Here is a 14,965-nt window from a genome sequence, read left to right on the forward strand (position 1 = left end):
GTGAAACCTGCAGGATGTAAGTGTTGGACAGATCTGCGAACCCATTATACAACTACCATTATACGATTTACGAAAGGTTGATGCACCGTGCATCGGACACAAAAGCACTGGGGAAATGTCAGCAAGAGACAAACCCGGTAAAGGATTTTACCGGGTCATGTTTTGCAAATCAGACTTTCGCGATTTTCAGCGGGGCCGGGACAGGTTCTACTGCGGAACGATTATGCAGCACAGTCCAGATGATCAGGGCGCCGAGCAGGTCGAAGACCGCCAGAGCCGCAAACAGCGGGCTGAAGCCGAGGGTATCGGCCAGAGCACCAACCACTAGAGCAAACAAGGTACTTGCCATCCACGCAGCCATCCCGGTCAGACCGTTTGCGGTAGCCACTTCGTTACGGCCAAACACGTCAGAAGACAGAGTAATCAGCGCGCCAGACAGTGACTGGTGAGCAAAACCACCGATGCATAGCAATGCGATAGCAGCGTACGGGCTGGTGAACAGGCCAATCATGCCAGGGCCGATCATCAGTACCGCACCCATGGTTACAACCAATTTGCGAGAAACGATCAGGTTAACGTTGAAGTACTTCTGGAACAGCGGAGGCAGGTAGCCGCCCAGGATACAACCAAGGTCAGCGAATAGCATCGGCATCCACGCAAACATCGCGATTTCTTTCAGGTTAAAACCGTAAACCTTGAACATGAACAGCGGGATCCAAGCGTTGAATGTGCCCCAGGCAGGCTCTGCCAGGAAACGTGGCAGCGCGATGCCCCAAAACTGTCGGTTATGCAGGATCTGCCAAGCAGACATTTTCTTGCCGTTAGTGATCTGATGCTGTGCTTCCTGGCCACCCAGAATATAGTCGCGTTCTTCGGTGCTCAGTTTTTTCTGGTCTTTCGGGTGTTTGTAAAATACCAGCCAGCTCAGTGCCCAGATCAAGCTCAGCACACCGGTAATCACGAAGGCGAGTTGCCAGCTATGCATCAGGATGCACCAGACAACCAGCGGCGGTGCAATCATTCCACCGATAGAAGAACCGACGTTAAAATAACCGACGGCGATAGAACGTTCTTTAGCTGGGAACCATTCACTGCTGGCTTTCAGACCGGCAGGGATCATCGCAGCTTCAGCCATACCGACAGCACCACGGGCGATAGCCAGGCCACCCCAGTTGCTTGCCAGCGCGGTCGCCATACAGAAGATGGCCCATATAATAGCGAACATGGCGTAACCGACTTTCGTGCCCATTACATCAAGGATATAACCGGCAACCGGCTGCATCACGGTATAGCAGGCAGAATAAGCGGCGATAATATAAGAATATTGCTGAGTGCTAATGTTGAGCTGGCTCATCAACGTCGGTGCGGCGGCGGCAATGGTGTTACGTGTTAAATAGCCTAATACGGTGCCGCATGTCACCAGTGCGATCATGTACCAGCGTAATCCTTTGATCTTAATCATTTAACTCTCTCCCAGTAAATAATCCGGCTATGACAACGCACGCTGTCATGGCGTATTTCGCACCACGCTGCTTGAGCATGGGCTTCTGGTTTCCTTAACGTGTTTTCCGGGGATATCGCCGCCAGATGATTTCACTGGGAGCGGCCCGATGTTTTTACACACGGGTTTATTGTTATCAGTGCGTAAAATCCGGTGAGCGTCCTGAACACCAGAATTGATGCTTCGCCATGGGGCTGATTGCGCCTGGGAAGTGTTTTGACCGGGCAACAACGGAAGAACGCGACAGGTAATCTCTGCTGCTCTTGTCCAGGCGAAGCAAAGATAACTTGTCATATAGATTTAAAGCTTGAATGACATCACAAAATAACACTCTGATTGTGGGGATAATGAGCGCCAGTTCAGTAACGGCTTCATCGTTATTGTTTTTCAGAGGGTTAGTGTTTTTTGGGCCCTAAATTGCCTGTATTTATCGGCACATCCCTCTAAAAAGATCTAGACGATAAACAAAATTGGTGTAATAACTTTCGGCAAAGTAGAGAGACAACTCTACAGATTTCATGATGAGGAACTTAAGATGGCGCAGTTTTTAACAGAAGACTTCCTTCTCGACACTGAATTCGCACGCAGCCTGTATCACGACTACGCGAAAGATGAGCCAATTTTCGACTACCACTGCCATTTGTCGCCTGAGCTGATTGCTCAGAACTACAAATTCAAAAACCTGTATGACATTTGGCTAAAAGGCGATCACTACAAATGGCGTGCGATGCGCACCAATGGTGTTCCAGAATGCATGTGTACCGGCGATGCCACTGACCGCGAAAAATTTGACGCGTGGGCTGCAACGGTGCCTCACACCATCGGCAACCCGCTTTACCACTGGACTCATCTTGAGTTACGTCGTCCGTTTGGCATTACCGGTAAATTGCTTTCCCCGGCCACTGCAGACGAAATCTGGGAACGCAGTAATGCATTGCTGGCGCAGGACAACTTTTCTGCCCGCGGCATCATGAAACAGATGAACGTGAAAATGGTCGGCACAACCGACGACCCGATCGATTCTCTGGAACATCACAAGGCCGTCGCGCAAGACAAGAGTTTTGCTATCAAAGTGCTGCCAAGCTGGCGCCCGGACAAAGCCTTCAACATCGAAGCGGCCGCTTTTTCGGATTACGTGAAGAAACTGGAAGCCGCGGCTGACGTTTCCATCACCCGTTTCAGCGATCTGCGTGATGCGCTGAAAAAACGGATGGATCACTTCGCGGCGCACGGTTGCAAAGTTTCCGACCATGCGCTGGACGTTGTGGTGTACGGCGAAGCGGATGACGCTACGCTGGACGGCATTCTGGCCCGTCGCCTGAACGGCGAAACGCCAACCACAGAAGAAATCGCCCAGTTCAAGACCGGCGTATTGCTGTATCTGGCTTCTGAATATCAGCGTCGCGAATGGGTGCAGCAGTACCACATTGGCGCACTGCGCAATAACAACACGCGGATGTTCCAGCTGATCGGCGCGGACGTCGGTTTCGACTCCATCAATGACCAGCCGCTGGCAGAACCGCTGTCCAAACTGCTGGGCGCGCAAGGCCTGGCCGGTGGCCTGCCAAAAACCATTCTGTACTGCCTGAACCCGCGTGATAACGAAGTGATTGGCACCATGGTTGGTAACTTCCAGGGTGAAGGGATGCCGGGCAAAATGCAGTTCGGTTCCGGCTGGTGGTTCAACGATCAGAAAGATGGCATGCAACGTCAGATGACGCAGCTCGCCAATCTGGGCTTGCTGAGCCGTTTCGTCGGGATGCTGACTGACAGCCGCAGCTTCCTGTCTTATACACGCCACGAATATTTCCGTCGCATCCTGTGCCAGATGATCGGCCACTGGGTGGAAGCAGGCGAAGCACCGGCAGACATCAAACTGCTGGGCAGCATGGTGAGAAATATCTGCTTCGATAACGCCAAACAGTATTTCCAGATTGAACTGAACTAAGAGCAAGATGGAGCGCAGGTGCCTGCGATCCTGATAAAATACATAAAAAACAAAATATTAACCCAACAAAGAACGACGGCCACGGGACATACTGATAGCCTCAAAGACCGGCGTCTGCCCAAATTAAGGTGAATGTGAGATGCAAAGGTTAAATCGCCGTGACTTCCCAGGCCGTCAACATCCAGATAAAATTATCCAGTTCGGTGAAGGCAACTTTTTGCGAGCGTTTGTCGACTGGCAAATCGATTTGCTGAATGAATACACCGACCTGAACGCCGGTATCGTGGTCGTTCGCCCGATTGACTCCGATTTCCTTCCTTCGCTGAGTACGCAAGACGGTCTGTATACCACGATCATCAGTGGCCTGAATGAGCAGGGTGAAACCGTGCGCGACACCCGCATCATTCGTTCCGTAAACCGTGAAATCAATATTTATCATCAGTTTGAAGAATATCTGGCGCTGGCCCGAGACCCGAATATCCGCTTTGTGTTTTCTAACACCACCGAGGCAGGTATCAGCTATAGCGAAAGCGACAGTCTGGATGATGCGCCTCCGGCCAGTTTCCCGGCCAAACTGACCCGTCTGTTGTTCGAGCGTTTCACTTACTTCGCCGGCTCGGCTGACAAAGGCTGGGTTTTACTGCCTTGCGAACTGATTGATTATAACGGTAAAGCCTTGCAGGAACTGGTGCTGCGCTATGCACAGCAATGGGCATTACCAGCGGCATTCACTCAGTGGCTAGAAAACAGCAACACCTTCTGTTCAACGCTGGTTGACCGCATTGTGACCGGTTATCCGCGCAGCGAAATCGACAGCTTGCAGGAAGAGCTCGGTTATCAGGACTGCTTCTTCGACAGCGCCGAATACTTTTATCTGTTCGTGATCCAGGGGCCAAAAAGCCTGGCGCAGGAACTGCGTCTGAACAACCTGCCGCTGAATATCCGTCTGGTCGACGACATCAAACCTTATAAAGATCGCAAAGTGGCGATCCTTAACGGTGCGCACACGGCACTGGTGCCGGTGGCGTTTCTGTCCGGTCTGAACACCGTCGGCGAATCTATGAACGACGCACAAATCAGCCGCTTCATAGAACGGGCGATTGCCGAAGAAATTTCTCCGGTTCTGGATCTGCCACAAGACGAGCTGACGTCATTTGCTCAGGCGGTTCTCAGCCGTTTCCGCAACCCGTTCATTCAGCATCAGTTGTTATCTATCGCGCTGAATGGCATGACTAAATATCGCACTCGTATTCTGCCGCAACTGCTGGCGAGCCAGGAAAAAAACCACATTCTGCCTCCGCGCCTGACTTTCGCGCTAGCTGCATTGCTGGCGTTTTACCGTGGCGAACGTAACGGCGAAATCTATCCGTTGCAGGACGACGCACACTGGCTGAGCCGTTTCTCCGAACTGTGGGGCAACGTACGTAGCGGTAACATGCCGTTGGTCGGGCTGGTGGAAGCCGTGCTGTCCGATGAAGAACACTGGGGATGCGATCTGAACAACGTGCCTGGCCTTACGGCAAAAGTCACTGAACAACTGCAGGCGATTGAAGACGGTGGCATGCGCAATGCACTGGCGGCTTACAGCTAAGAGAACAACTATGCAAAGTATCATTCAAATTCATACTGCCGATAACGTCGCTGTTGCCCTTCGTGATATTGATGCCGGTGAGCGGATCGAAGCGGGCGGTTATACCGTGGTTCTGGCCCAGTCTGTTGCCCGGGGTCATAAGTTTGCTCTGCGCTCGATTGCGGCAGGGGAAAACATTGTTAAATACGGTCTACCGATTGGCCATGCGCTAACCACGATTGAGCCAGGGGTGCATATTCATTCACAAAACGGCAAAACCAATCTCAGCGCTCTGGATCAGTATCAGTATCAGCCGGATTTTGTGACCCTACCGGATCAAATGGCGGATCGGGAAATACAGCTCTACCGCCGTAAAAACGGTCAGGTCGGGATCCGTAATGAGATTTGGCTGATCCCAACCGTCGGTTGTGTGAATGGTATTGCCCGCCAAATCCAGTCACGTTTCCTTAAAGAAACTCATGACGCGGAAGGCACCGACGGCGTCTTCCTGTTCACGCATCCATTTGGCTGTTCGCAGTTGGGTGATGACCACGTCAATACCCGTACCATGCTGCAAAACATGGTACATCATCCAAATGCCGCCGCTGTGCTGGTGATTGGTTTGGGTTGTGAAAACAACCAGGTGGACGTGTTCCGCGAAACGCTGGGTAAAGTTGACGAAGAACGCGTGCGTTTCATGACGCTGCAAAAATTCGACGATGAAGTGGAAGCCGGTCTGGAACGTCTGCGCGAACTGTATGCCGCCATACGTGACGACAAACGCGTCACAGGTAAACTCAGCGAGCTGAAATTTGGTCTGGAATGCGGCGGTTCTGACGGCTTATCCGGTATTACCGCAAACCCGCTGCTCGGACGTTTCTCCGACTATGTGATCGCCAACGGCGGCACGTCTGTACTGACCGAAGTGCCGGAAATGTTTGGTGCGGAACGTATTCTGATGAGCCGCTGCCACAATGAATCGACGTTTGAAAAGACGGTTCATATGGTCAACGATTTCAAACAGTATTTCATCGAGCACAAGCAGCCGATTTACGAGAACCCGTCGCCAGGTAACAAAGCGGGTGGTATCACTACGCTGGAAGAAAAATCGCTGGGTTGCACGCAAAAAGCAGGCCAAAGCCCGGTGATGGACGTGCTGAAATACGGTGAACGTCTGACGACGCCGGGCCTGAATCTGCTGAGCGCGCCGGGTAACGATGCCGTGGCGACCAGCGCGCTGGCTGGTGCCGGTTGTCATATGGTGCTGTTCAGTACCGGCCGCGGCACGCCTTACGGCGGTTTTGTTCCGACGGTAAAACTCGCCACTAACAGTGAACTGGCGGCAAAAAAACCACACTGGATCGATTTCGATGCAGGGCGGCTGATCCACGATGTCAGCATGGATCAACTGCTGGGTGAGTTTGTAGATCTGATCGTTGCGATCGCTGATGGCCGTAAAACCAAAAACGAAATTAACGATTTCCGCGAACTGGCGATCTTTAAAAGCGGCATCACATTATAGGTAAGAATACCCGCTACGGGCCGCTATCCATGCGCATTTTCAATTGATGCCTACGGATTGCCACTATTTTCGCTTCCCAACTGACGGACGCATCACGGAGGTGGCCTGCATGGTGCACGCACGCCGAAGGAGCCGCGACGTCCATATCCGGCTCCACCCCGAAGCGCGCCTTCTGCCGCCTCAGCCGGCCAATATTGCGGCAGCCGTGGAGGGCCAGCGTATCGCGGATAAAGTCGATGGTGGCATCAGTATTTGCGCACCAGATGGTCTAGGGTAACCCTTTCAAACGGGTACCGTTGGGGAAGGATCTCAGAGCATGGCGGCCAATCCGTTTTTGGCACGAACGGACCTTATTAACTCAATGTCCAAGCATGAAGGGCCAGCAAGCTGGCCCTTTTTTATTGGCGGTACGCCATGCGGACGATCAGCGCGCGCCGCGCAGGAAGGCTTCCGTCAGGAACAGCGCGCTGACGTTACGCGCCTCGCGGAAATCCGGCTCAGCCAGCAGCGCCATCATGTTAGCGATCGGCCAGCGCACTTGCGGCAACGGTTCCGGCTCATCGCCTTCCAGGCTTTGCGGATAGAGATCGTGCGCCAGCACGATATTCATCTTGCTCGAGAAATATGACGGCGCCATGGTCAGTTTACTCAGGAAGTCAAAGCGCTTCGCGCCAAAACCCACCTCCTCCATCAACTCACGGTTGGCAGCTTCCAGCACCCCTTCACCGGGATCGATCAGCCCCTTGGGGAACCCCAGCTCATAAGACTCGGTGCCGACCGCATATTCCCAGATCAGCAGCAAATCGTCGCCGATAACCGGCACAATCATCACGGCCTCGCGTTCTGAAGGCCGCATGCGCTCATACACCCGGCGAACACCATTGCTGAACTCCAGATCGACCGACTCAACGTTGAATAAACGCGAACGCGCAACCGTTTCTACCTTTAGGATTTTTGGTTTTTGCAGGTATTTGTCCATGATTGCCTCAAAGAGATCACCCACCTACTACGGCACAAACCGCCGCAATAACATGGATAACCAGAGTTATGATTGGCGTAATGCAGGGTTGCCAACATACTAAAACGCCAGCCAAATTCGATCTTGATCACATTGTGCGTTAATGAGAACCTTAACTGCAACGAGCACAGCCAGTAATTTACTTTTTTTTAACAGGCGGAGCCAGTGCCTGCGGCTTTTCCGGCCACAATCAGCAAATATCATCGGTGAGAATAGGATTATACCGATATCAGCCAAGATGGCCGATTATTATCATCACTGAGTACGGCGCCTAAGAACAGAGGATGTTTCCGACTAAAACTGAGACTCGGTTAATGTTTTCCTCCTTCTGTTATTCTTCTGGATGCCTGCTGGCAGTTTAGTCCGTATAATATGTGACCTTTCATATAAGGTTAGTGGGGTTCACGGCGCAAGATGGGGATAGCATGAGCACAATAGTGTTGATATTGGCCGTAGTGCTTGTCTGCCTAATTGCCACCGGGCTGTACTACTGGTACAAGGCCCGCAGCCAGCCGCTTCTTGCGCACGCCTTGCCGTTTATCAAACCCACTCACCGCAAAATGACCGCCGACGAGCGGGCCGCCGTTGAGCATTACCTTAATCTGCAGAACCGCTTGGGCGGCAATAATCTGTTGCCCGGCGCCCTAGGGCTGCCCGCCGCCAAGCTGGCGCTAACGCCGCAGAGTGAAAACGTCTATCCCGTTACGCATGCCATCACCCGCTATGGACTGGCCAGCGACGAGCCCAATAAGTGGCGTTATTACCTTGATACGGAAGAGGTGCACCTGCCGCCGTTCTGGGAACCCTACATCAGCGCAGACAACCATGTCGAAGTGATTAAAACCCAGACGCTGCCGCTGGTGATCTCGCTCAACGGCCACTCGCTGCTTGACCATATTCACGATCGCCCGCCGGCGCCGGTGTTGGCCGCCAAGCCTGCCCGTAACGCGTCGATCCGTAAAGAAGAAAGCGAACACGTCGAGCTGGTGAACATCCGCAAGGAAACACCGGAAGAGCACCAGCTCAACCGCCCGAACGGCATCAAGGAAGCGGGTATTATCTCTGCCGCTTTGCTGCTGCTGTTTTTCAGCCTGATAAGCCCAGTGCTGGTGATCCCGTGGATGATTTTCGTCGCGGTGTTGATGATCATCTGGGGAGGCTGGAACCTGTTCCGGCGGCCAACGGAAAATGAGCTGAAAGAGATCCACAGCCTGCGCGGCACGCCAAAACGCTGGGGGCTGTTTGGCGAACCGAATCAGGGGCAGCTCAGCAATATCTCGCTCGGCATTATCGATCTGATCTATCCGCCGCACTGGCAACAGTATGTGAACCGCGATCTGGGCCATACCACCGACGTGGATATTTACCTTAACCGCCAGGTTGTGCGCCAGGGGCGTTATCTTTCCCTGCACGACGAGGTGAAAAACTTCCCTCTGCAGCAATGGGGGCGCAACGCGGTGCTGACGGCCAGCTCGGCGCTGATCCTACTGCTGCTGCTGACTTATATCCCGCTCAGCCTGCCACTGAAGCTCAGCATGGCCTGGCTGCAAGGCGCGCAAAAGGTGGAGGCTTCCACCGTACAGATGCTGGAAGCCACGCCGCTGCACATCGGCGATACGCTGAAGATTCAGGGCAGTGGCATGTGCTATGTGCCGCCGCAGGCGGGCAGAGAAGGCAACGCCAACTTTATGCCCTTCGACTGTTCGGGCATTTACTGGAATAACGCCGATCCACTGCCGCAGCCGGAATCTGAGGTGATCGACAAAGCCGCCGCACTGTTGGCAACGGTCAATACCCAGTTGCACCCTTCAGGGGCAGAACAGAAGCTCAACCCGCAGTTGGCCAGCGCCATTGAAAAATCCGGCATGTTCCTGCTGGATGATTTTTCCGATATCGTGTTGAAAACGCAGGATCTGTGCAGCGGAGAGAACGACTGCATCCGGCTTAAAAACGCGCTGATCAATTTGGGCAATGTCAAAAACTGGGACAGCCTGGTAAAACGCGCCAACTCCGGTAACCTGCAAGGGGTTAACGTGCTGCTGCGCCCGGTCAGTGCGGAATCGCTGGAAAGCCTGGCCAAGGCGGCGGCAGCCTCGTTTATTTATCATGAAACCCGCCAGGCCGCCGCCGCGCTCAACAGCCCGCCGCCGGGTGGCTTCCTGATCACCAGCGACGAAGGCAAGCAGTTGGTGAACCACCCCACGCCGCCCGTGCCGTTGAACGAATATAACGCGCTCGACCAGTGGAACGAATTGCAGCGCCTGGCGAGCATGTTGCTGCATACCCCTTTCCAGGCGCAGGGGGTGATCACCAATATCAGCGTCGATGCCAATGGCACGCGCCATATTGCACTGCACAGCGAGCCAGACATGATTACGCTGTGGCGCTATCTCGGCACCAGCCTGCTGCTGTCGGTCGTGGTGATCGCCGCTTACAATGCCTGGCGCTTGCTGCAACGCCGGCGTATGAACCGCCACCGCATCGCCGATATCCAGCGTTATTACGATAACTGTTTCAACCAGCCGCTGGTGCCCACAACGCCAGCCCGGTAAGCGGCCCGCCTCCCCTGCGGCGGGCGCTTATGCTAGGCTATATCTCATCCCTAAGAATCTACCTCGCCTATTGGCCCTGCGGAGTTGCCATGCCCCCTGAATTTGACTGGAGCACCATTGACACAGTCCTGCTGGATATGGACGGCACCCTGCTCGATCTGGCCTTCGACAGCCACTTCTGGCTGCAGCAGGTACCGCAGGCGCTGAGCCAACAACGGGCGATCCCGTTCGAGAAGGCCTGCAAAATCATCCATGACGAGTATCTGGCGGTGCAGCACACCATGAACTGGTACTGTTTCGATTACTGGAGCGAGCGGCTGGGGTTGGATATCTACCGCATGACCAGTGAAGCCGGCAGCCGTGCGCGGTTGCGCGATGACACCCGCCCGTTCCTACAGGCGCTGCGCCGCAGCGGTCGGCGTACTATCCTGCTGACCAATGCCCACCCGCATAGCCTACAGGTGAAAATTACGCATACCGGGTTGGATCAGCACCTTGATTTATTGCTTTCTACCCACACATTTGGTTATCCGAAAGAAGATCAGCGTCTGTGGCGGGCAGTGCAGCAACACACCGGTTTTGACCCTCAGCGCACGCTGTTTGTTGACGATGGGGAGCCTATTCTCGACGCCGCACGGGCTTTTGGCATCCGCTACTGCCTGGGCGTGCAAAACCCAGACTCCAGTACCGGGGAGAAAACCTTTCAGCGCTACCCGGCAATGCGTGATTACCGCACGCTGATACCGGCGCTGGAAACGGAGGGCCGATGAAAACAAAAACTACCGCGGATGACGCAGTCCGGTTGGACAAATGGCTGTGGGCAGCCCGTTTTTATAAAACCCGCGCGCTGGCACGCGACATGATCGATGGCGGCAAAGTGCATTACAACGGGCAGCGCGGCAAGCCGAGCAAAACCGTTGAGCCCAATGCCGAGATCAAACTGCGCCAGGGCAATGAAGAACGCACGGTGATCGTGCTGGCCGTCAGTGGCCAGCGGCGCGGCGCCAGCGAAGCACAGCAGATGTACCAGGAAACGGCAGCCAGCATCGCGAACCGTGAAAAAATGGCGCTCGCGCGCAAAATGAATGCGCTGACCATGCCGCACCCTGACCGGCGGCCGGATAAAAAAGAGCGCCGCGATCTGATTAAGTTTAAATTCGGCGAGTCGGATTAACGGCTTGCCCTACTGAGAGAAAACTATGTCTAACCATGACCAATTGCACCGCTACCTGTTTGAAAACTATGCGGTGCGTGGCGAGCTGGTGACTATCAGCGAAACCTATCAACATATTCTGGCCGGCCATGACTACCCGGCCCCGGTGCAAAAGCTGCTGGGCGAGATGCTGGTTGCCACCAGCCTGCTGACTGCCACTCTGAAGTTCGACGGTGACATCACCGTACAGTTGCAGGGTGACGGCCCGCTGAAGCTGGCGGTGATCAACGGCAATAACCAGCAGCAGATGCGCGGCGTCGCGCGCATGCAGGCAGAGATCGCGCCGGACAGCACGCTGCATCAAATGGTTGGCAACGGTGTGATGGTGATTACCATTACCCCATCCGAAGGCGAGCGCTATCAGGGCATCGTCGGCCTGGAAGGCGAAACCCTGGCTGAATGTCTGGAAAGCTATTTCCGCCAGTCGGAACAATTGCCGACCCGCTTGTTTATCCGCACCGGCGAAGCAGCAGGCACCCCAGCGGCGGCGGGCATGCTGTTGCAGGTGTTACCGGCGCAGGATGGCAACAACGCCGATGATTTTGATCATCTGGCACAGTTGACCACCACCATCAAAAACGAAGAGTTGTTCGGCCTGCCGGCCAACGAAGTGCTGTATCGCCTGTACCACCAGGAAGAGGTTACCCTGTATGAACCACAGGCGGTCACCTTCCACTGTTCCTGTTCGCGCCAACGCTGCGAAGATGCGTTGCTGACGCTGCCACCCGAAGAGGTGGCCACGATGCTCGAGCAGGACGGAAACATTGATATGCATTGCGATTACTGCGGCAACCACTATGTGTTCGATGCCGTTGATGTCGCTGCACTGCATAACAACGGCAGCAGCGCCGATAGCCATTTGCACTGATCAACGCCCTTCACCGGCGGGCGCCTCGCCCGCCGGATTTTCACGCCCCCAGATGGAACAACACGATACGGCCGTTCCTGGTGTCTATACTTGACAAGCGCCGTTCGCTCGCAACATTGCTTGGCAGGTTAACCGCCAAAAACAGGCAATCTGCAGCGTGATCTGATTTACATGTTTACTTTTTTCCGTGTACTACTTCTCAGAACGTAATTAAAAATGGTATCTAACGTTAATTGTTTGATACCTATCGCGGCGATATGTCGCTGAATCCCTACAATTGCTGGCAGAAATTATGTAACCAAGGAGTAGTAATATGCGTGCTAAAGGTATAACCCACCAGGATCTTGCTGTTTACGGGATCCATAACGCCGGCGAGATTATCTACAACCCGGGTTATGAATTGCTGTTTACGGAAGAAACCGATCCTTCGCTGGAAGGGCTGGAACGTGGCATAGAAACCAAGCTGGGCGCAATCGCCGTTGATACCGGGCGTTTCACTGGCCGAACGCCTAAAGACAAATACATCGTGCGTGACGATACCACCCGCGATACCGTCTGGTGGGCCGATCAGGGCAAAGGTAAAAACGACAACAAACCGCTTAGCCAAGAAACCTGGACGGCTCTGAAACAACTGGTGGGCGAACAGCTTTCCGGCAAACGCCTGTTCGTGGTTGATGCATTCTGCGGCGCCAACCCTGATTCGCGCCTGAAAGTGCGTTTCATTACAGAAGTGGCCTGGCAGGCGCACTTCGTGAAAAACATGTTTATCCGCCCTGCCGAAGAAGAACTGCAGGATTTTGAGCCGGATTTCGTGGTGATGAACGGCGCCAAATGCACCAACCCGAACTGGCAGCAGCAGGGGTTGAACTCCGAGAACTTTATCGCCTTTAACCTGACCGAGCGCATGCAGTTGATCGGCGGCACCTGGTACGGCGGCGAAATGAAAAAAGGCATGTTCTCGATCATGAACTACCTGTTGCCGCTGAAAGGCATCGCCTCTATGCACTGCTCGGCCAACGTTGGCGAAAAGGGCGACGTGGCGGTGTTCTTCGGCCTGTCCGGCACCGGCAAAACCACGCTGTCGACCGATCCCAAGCGCAAGCTGATTGGCGATGACGAACACGGCTGGGACGACGACGGCGTGTTCAACTTTGAAGGCGGCTGCTACGCGAAAACCATCAACCTGTCGGAAGAAGCCGAGCCGGATATTTTCCATGCCATTAAACGCGATGCGCTGCTGGAAAACGTCACCGTGCTGGCCGATGGCTCCGTCGATTTCAACGACGGTTCAAAAACCGAAAACACCCGCGTGTCCTACCCGATTTACCATATCCACAACATCGTCAAGCCGGTATCCAAGGCGGGCCATGCCACCAAAGTGATTTTCCTGACGGCCGATGCCTTCGGCGTGCTGCCGCCGGTTTCACGCCTGACGCCAGATCAGACCCAGTACCACTTCCTCTCTGGGTTTACCGCCAAGCTGGCAGGCACGGAGCAAGGCGTTACCGAACCCACGCCAACCTTCTCCGCCTGTTTTGGCGCCGCCTTCCTGTCGTTGCACCCCACACGCTATGCCGAAGTGCTGGTGAAGCGTATGCAGGCCGCCGGCGCCCAGGCTTACCTGGTGAATACCGGCTGGAACGGAACCGGCAAACGGATCTCCATCAAGAATACCCGCGCCATTATCGATGCCATTCTCAGCGGCGAAATCGATGAGGCCGGCACCCAAACGCTGCCGATCTTCAACCTGACCATCCCGACCGCGCTACCGGGCGTGAACACGGAGATTCTGGATCCGCGCGCCACTTACGCCAGCGCCGCGCAATGGGAAGAAAAGGCCAAAGACCTGGCACAGCGCTTCACCACCAACTTTGACAAGTACACCGATACACCCGCGGGCGAAGCGCTGCTCAGCGCAGGGCCGAAGCTCTAAGCCCGGCCATCACCGTCGATCCCTCCAGGCGCAGTTTCTGCGCCTTTTTTCTTTTCAACAATTGTGCCGCAACGCATCGCCGGATGATAATGCCGTGCCAGCATTGAAAGCATAGGGGGTTTTCATGGCGACTATCACCATCAGGAATCTTGACGACGACATCAAAGAGTTGCTGCGCATCGCCGCCGCCAGAAACGGCCACTCGATGGAAGAGGAAGCCCGGGTGATATTGAAACAGGCCCTGGTGCAAAGGCCGCCGCGCTATGGCCTGGCAAGCCGGATTCAGCAACATGTTGCCCCGCTGGGGGGCGTGGAACTGGCGCCGGACGCCGCCGGTAAGGCCAAGAAATGATTATTCTGGACACCCCGGTGCTGCAAGAGCTACTGCGCCCCACGCCGCATTACAACGTCGTGAAATGGCTCAATGAGCAAGACACCTACGCATTTTACCTGTGCGCTCCGGTGGTCGCCGAGCTGTTCACTGAAGTGGCCGCGATGCCGGCCGGGGAGAAGCAGGCCGCCGTTAGCGCCAGCCTGCTGGGGATGTTGCAGGAAGAGTTTGGCGAGCGCATCCTGCCGTTTGACGCCGACTGCGCCCTGCGCCAAGCGCAGCTAAACGCCGCAAACCGGCAAAGCGAACGGCCGATGAGCTATCCTGATGCCCAGATCGCCGCCATCTGCCAACAGCACGGCGCCACGCTGGCCACGCGCAACACCCAACCGTTCCTGCACTGCGGCATCAACCTGATCGATCCCTGGCGGGTGCCGACCGGCCACCGCCTGCATCAAGACGCGGCGGAATACTACGTGATGAGCCGCAAATCCTGACCGCTGAACGGC

At 54.9% G+C, this 14,965-nt stretch carries 12 protein-coding genes; 10 read left to right on the forward strand and 2 right to left on the reverse strand.

Annotation, left to right across the window (positions count from 1 at the left end; genetic code table 11):
- Positions 1–169 precede the first annotated feature (169 nt).
- On the reverse strand, positions 170–1,462 hold the full coding sequence (locus ABFX35_RS22525) for an MFS transporter (protein ID WP_279028512.1): 1,293 nt from the start codon (positions 1,460–1,462) through the stop codon (positions 170–172).
- A 574-nt stretch (positions 1,463–2,036) separates the two neighbouring features.
- Here ABFX35_RS22525 and uxaC point away from each other — a divergent pair.
- From uxaC to ABFX35_RS22540, 3 genes are all read left to right on the forward strand, one after another.
- The gene (gene uxaC / locus ABFX35_RS22530) at positions 2,037–3,449 is read left to right on the forward strand and encodes a glucuronate isomerase (protein WP_346082984.1); all 1,413 of its coding nucleotides are present in this window, start codon (positions 2,037–2,039) and stop codon (positions 3,447–3,449) included.
- Positions 3,450–3,588: 139 nt separating this feature from the next.
- Positions 3,589–5,040 carry a tagaturonate reductase gene (locus ABFX35_RS22535; protein ID WP_279028508.1) on the forward strand — a complete coding sequence of 484 codons (1,452 nt, stop codon included), beginning with the start codon at positions 3,589–3,591 and terminating at the stop codon, positions 5,038–5,040.
- A 10-nt stretch (positions 5,041–5,050) separates the two neighbouring features.
- Positions 5,051–6,541, forward strand: coding sequence for a UxaA family hydrolase (locus ABFX35_RS22540; protein ID WP_279028506.1), 1,491 nt, complete (start codon positions 5,051–5,053; stop codon positions 6,539–6,541).
- Positions 6,542–6,965: 424 nt separating this feature from the next.
- On the opposite strand, the gene nudE is transcribed toward ABFX35_RS22540, so the two are convergent.
- Positions 6,966–7,520, reverse strand: a complete 555-nt coding sequence (nudE, locus tag ABFX35_RS22545; protein WP_279024731.1) for an ADP compounds hydrolase NudE — start codon at positions 7,518–7,520, stop codon at positions 6,966–6,968.
- A gap of 464 nt (positions 7,521–7,984) precedes the next feature.
- Here nudE and ABFX35_RS22550 point away from each other — a divergent pair, with 464 nt between their 5' ends.
- The 7 genes from ABFX35_RS22550 (at position 7,985) to ABFX35_RS22580 (ending at position 14,953) form a co-directional block, all read left to right on the forward strand.
- Positions 7,985–10,111, forward strand: a complete 2,127-nt coding sequence (locus ABFX35_RS22550; RefSeq protein ID WP_346082985.1) for an intracellular growth attenuator family protein — start codon at positions 7,985–7,987, stop codon at positions 10,109–10,111.
- Positions 10,112–10,200: 89 nt separating this feature from the next.
- The gene (yrfG, locus tag ABFX35_RS22555) at positions 10,201–10,881 is read left to right on the forward strand and encodes a GMP/IMP nucleotidase (protein WP_279024727.1); all 681 of its coding nucleotides are present in this window, start codon (positions 10,201–10,203) and stop codon (positions 10,879–10,881) included.
- Entirely contained in the window at positions 10,878–11,285 is a 408-nt protein-coding gene (gene hslR / locus ABFX35_RS22560) for a ribosome-associated heat shock protein Hsp15 (protein ID WP_346082987.1), read from the forward strand. Before yrfG ends, hslR begins: the two co-directional genes overlap by 4 nt.
- Before the next feature lie 25 nt (positions 11,286–11,310).
- Positions 11,311–12,192: an Hsp33 family molecular chaperone HslO gene (gene hslO, locus ABFX35_RS22565; RefSeq protein WP_279024723.1), complete on the forward strand. Its 882-nt coding sequence runs from the start codon at positions 11,311–11,313 to the stop codon at positions 12,190–12,192.
- Positions 12,193–12,505: 313 nt separating this feature from the next.
- Complete coding sequence (gene pckA / locus ABFX35_RS22570) at positions 12,506–14,125, forward strand: phosphoenolpyruvate carboxykinase (ATP) (protein ID WP_346082988.1); 1,620 nt, start codon at positions 12,506–12,508, stop codon at positions 14,123–14,125.
- Between the two features lie 124 nt (positions 14,126–14,249).
- A complete protein-coding gene (locus tag ABFX35_RS22575; RefSeq protein WP_346082990.1) occupies positions 14,250–14,477 on the forward strand; it encodes a FitA-like ribbon-helix-helix domain-containing protein in 228 nt (75 codons plus the stop codon).
- The gene (locus tag ABFX35_RS22580; protein ID WP_346082991.1) at positions 14,474–14,953 is read left to right on the forward strand and encodes a type II toxin-antitoxin system VapC family toxin; all 480 of its coding nucleotides are present in this window, start codon (positions 14,474–14,476) and stop codon (positions 14,951–14,953) included. The genes ABFX35_RS22575 and ABFX35_RS22580 overlap by 4 nt, the downstream gene beginning before the upstream one ends.
- The last annotated feature ends 12 nt before the right edge of the window (positions 14,954–14,965 follow it).

The sequence above is a fragment of the Gibbsiella dentisursi genome, assembly GCF_039539505.1.
In the GTDB taxonomy this organism is placed as follows: domain Bacteria; phylum Pseudomonadota; class Gammaproteobacteria; order Enterobacterales; family Enterobacteriaceae; genus Gibbsiella; species Gibbsiella quercinecans.